This window comes from Streptomyces sp. P5F9, assembly GCF_057961495.1.
The window spans coordinates 1-3580 of record NZ_JBXVPZ010000697.1 but is presented as its reverse complement, the minus strand read 5'-3'; the positions used below and the strand labels follow the sequence as shown (position 1 = coordinate 3580).

Below are 3580 nucleotides of genomic sequence, written 5' to 3'. Positions count from 1 at the left end.
TCCAGGCCGTCAACTCCGGCGCCAACCGCCCCCAGGGCATCCCCTCCCGCCCGGTCCGCAAGGTCGCCGTCCTCGGCGCCGGGATGATGGGCGCCGGCATCGCCTACTCGTGCGCCCGCGCCGGCATCGACGTCGTCCTGAAGGACGTGACGGCGGAGGCGGCGGCCAAGGGCAAGGCCTACTCCGAGAAGCTCTGCGCCAAGGCCGTCTCCCGCGGCCGTACGACCCAGGAGAAGGCGGACGCGCTGCTCGCCCGCATCACGCCCACCGCCGACCCGCAGCAACTCGCGGGCTGCGACGCGGTGATCGAGGCCGTCTTCGAGGACACCTCGCTCAAGCACAAGGTGTTCCAGGAGATCCAGCACATCGTCGAGCCCGACGCGCTGCTCTGCTCCAACACCTCCACCCTCCCCATCACCGCCCTCGCCGAAGGAGTCGAGCGCCAGGCCGACTTCATCGGGCTGCACTTCTTCTCGCCGGTCGACAAGATGCCCCTCGTCGAGATCATCAAGGGCGAGCGCACCGGCGACGAGGCCCTCGCCCGCGCCTTCGACCTGGTCAGGCAGATCAAGAAGACCCCGATCGTCGTCAACGACTCGCGCGGCTTCTTCACCTCACGGGTGATCGGCCAGTTCATCAACGAGGGCGTCGCGATGGTCGGCGAGGGCATCGAGCCCGCGTCCATCGAGCAGGCCGCCGCGCAGGCGGGCTACCCGGCCAAGGTCCTCTCCCTGATGGACGAGCTGACGCTCACGCTCCCGCGCAAGATCCGCAACGAGTCCAAGCGGGCCGTCGAGGAGGCGGGCGGCACCTGGCTCGCTCACCCCGCCGAGGCCGTCATCGACCGCATGGTCGACGAGTTCGGCCGCACCGGCCGCAGCGGCGGCGCGGGCTTCTACGACTACGACGAGAACGGCAAGCGCGCCGGGCTGTGGCCGGGCCTGCGCGAGCACTTCACCGGTGAGGGCGCCGAAATCCCCTTCGGCGACATGCAGGAACGCATGCTGTTCTCCGAGGCGCTCGACACCGTCAAGCTCCTGGAGGAGGGCGTGCTGACGTCCGTCGCGGACGCCAACATCGGGTCCATCTTCGGCATCGGCTTCCCCGGCTGGACGGGCGGCGTCCTCCAGTACATCAACGGCTACGAAGGCGGCCTGCCCGGGTTCGTGGCACGCGCGCGTGCACTCGCCGAGCGCTACGGCGAGCGGTTCACCCCGCCCGCGCTGCTCGTGGAGAAGGCGGAGAAGGGCGAGCGGTTCACCGACGCGCGCTGACGTATCGACGTATCGCTGAGCGACACGCTGCCCTTGCCCTCGTGGGGACGGGACCCCGACGCTGACCGGCGAACCGGTCACCGGTCCCGTCCCCCGAGGAGCCCCCATGGGATACCGTCCCGCCCTCGCCCTCCTCGACATCCTGCGCGGCGAGGGCGTGGACCGGATCTTCGGCAACCCCGGCACCACCGAACTCCCGTTCCTGGCCGCCCTGTCGGAGGCCGAGAACGCCCCCGAGTACGTCCTCGGCGTCCACGAGGGCGCCGTCGTCTCCATGGCCGACGGCTACGCGCGCGGCACCGGCCGCCCCGCGTTCGTCAGCCTGCACATCGCCGCCGGACTCGCCAACGGCCTCATCGGCCTTCTCAACGCCCGCCGTTCACGCACCCCGCTCGTCGTCACGGCCGGCCAGCAGGACCGCCGCCACCTCCAGCAGGACCCCATGCTCTCCGGCGACCTCCTCGGCCTCGCGCGGCCCGCCGTGAAGGCGACGTACGACATCCAGCACACCCGCGACCTGCCCCTCGCCCTGCGCCGCGCCTTCGCGCAGGCCCAACTGCCGCCCGCCGGGCCGGTGTTCCTGTCCCTCCCCATGGACCTCCTCGCCGAGGAAACCGAGGTCGAGGTCCCCGCCCGCACCGCACCGCCACGCCAGGGGCCCGCCGCTGGGCTCGACCGGGCCGCCGTACTGCTCGGCCGTGCCGCGCGCCCCGCGATCGTCGCCGGGGACGGAGTGGGCCGCGAGGACGCGGTGGCCGCGCTCGTCCGCACGGCGGAGGCCTGCGGGGCGACCGTCCATCACCAGCCGATGGCGGACTGCCTCAACTTCCCTGCCACACACCCCCTTTACGCCGGGATGCTGCCGCCCCGCCACGACGCGATCCGGGACACGCTCTCCTCGTACGACACCGTCCTCATCGTCGGAGCCCACGCCTTCACCCCGCACCACTACAGCCCCGGGCCCGCCCTGCCGCCCGGCATCACCGTCGTCCAACTCGACTCGGACGCCGACGAGATCGGCCGCAACTTCCCCGCCGACGCCGGGCTCGTCGGCGCGCTCGCGCCCTCGCTGCACCGGCTCGCCGAGCTGCTGCGCGAGCAGGTGCCCGACCACACCGCCAAGGCCCGCGTGCTGCGCGCCGGTGAACGGCACACCGCCGAACGGGACCGTGCCGAGTCCGCCGCCCACGCCGCCTACTCGACGGCACCGCTCGCACCGTGGGCCGCCGCCCACGCCGTCGCACGCGGCCTGCCGCCGGACGCCGTGGTCGTCGAAGAGGCCATCACCGTGGGCCTGTTGCTCCGCCGGCTGCTACGACTCGACCGTCCCGGCAGCTACACCCACGCCGTCGGCGGCGGCCTGGGCTGGGGCATCGGCGCCGCCGTCGGCCGCTCGCTCGCCGAACCCGGGCGGCCCGTCGTCTCGGTCCTCGGGGACGGCTGCGCGCTGTTCGGACTCCAGGGGCTGTGGAGCGCGGCACGGCAGCAAGTGCCGGTGCTGTTCGTGGTGATGGGCAACGGCAGCTACCGCACCCTCCAGGACACCTACCAGGCGATGGGTGGCACGGGCAGGTGCCCCGGAACCGAACTGGGGGCCCTGGACTTCACCCTGGCGGCGCGGTTCTTCGGGGTCGACGCCGTTCGGGCGGACAGCGCCGACCACCTGCGTGAACTGGTCGCCGGAGCCGACGAGTTGACCCGGCCGCTGCTCGTGGACGTACCGCTTCGACCGTCGTGAAGCCATGACCTCGACGAGGTACCGCTTCGATCGCGGTTCCTGACTCACCGTCACCGACACCTTGTCACCCATGCACGACAGCGACCACCATCGGTCCATGACGGACGGGCCGCTGCCGAAGTCGGTACTCGCACGCGGGGTGTCGCTGCTGCGCGCCTGCGGCGACGCCGAGACCGCGCTCTCCCTCGCCGAACTGGCCCTGCGCACCGGGCTGCCCAAGCCGACGGCGCACCGGCTGATCGGCGAACTGGTCCGGCTCGGTCTGGTCGAGCGCACTCCCGAAGGCAGCTACCGCATCGGGCTCGCCCTCTTCGTCCTCGGTCAATCGGCGCCGTCCGTACGGGAGTTGCGCACGGTGGCGCTGCCCTATCTGGGCGATCTGCACGAGGCGACCCACGAGAACGTGCACCTGGCCGTCCCGGACGGCACCGACACCCTCTTCCTGGAGAAGATCACCGGCCGCCGCGCCACCCCGATCGTCTCCCGCACCGGCGGCCGGCTGCCCGCCCACTGCACCGCCACCGGCAAGGTCTTCCTCGCGCAGGATCCCCGCCCGCCCAGCCGCACC

3 protein-coding genes are annotated in these 3580 nt (G+C 72.4%); all 3 read left to right on the top strand.

Annotated features, from left to right (window positions below; genetic code table 11):
- Window positions 1-1274, top strand: a 1274-nt coding sequence (locus AC31A1_RS48665; protein WP_489659471.1) for a 3-hydroxyacyl-CoA dehydrogenase family protein, incomplete at its 5' end; no start/stop codon positions are given.
- Between the two features lie 106 nt (window positions 1275-1380).
- Entirely contained in the window at window positions 1381-3012 is a 1632-nt protein-coding gene (locus AC31A1_RS48660) for a thiamine pyrophosphate-binding protein (RefSeq protein WP_489659470.1), read from the top strand.
- Window positions 3013-3109: 97 nt separating this feature from the next.
- Window positions 3110-3580 (top strand): IclR family transcriptional regulator (locus tag AC31A1_RS48655; RefSeq protein ID WP_489659469.1); only part of this gene is annotated, 471 nt, incomplete at its 3' end.

Coding starts and splice junctions, on each gene's coding strand:
- AC31A1_RS48660 (WP_489659470.1), top strand. CDS start 1,381: ATGGGATACCGTCCCGCCCTCGCCCTCCTCGACATCCTGCGCGGCGAG.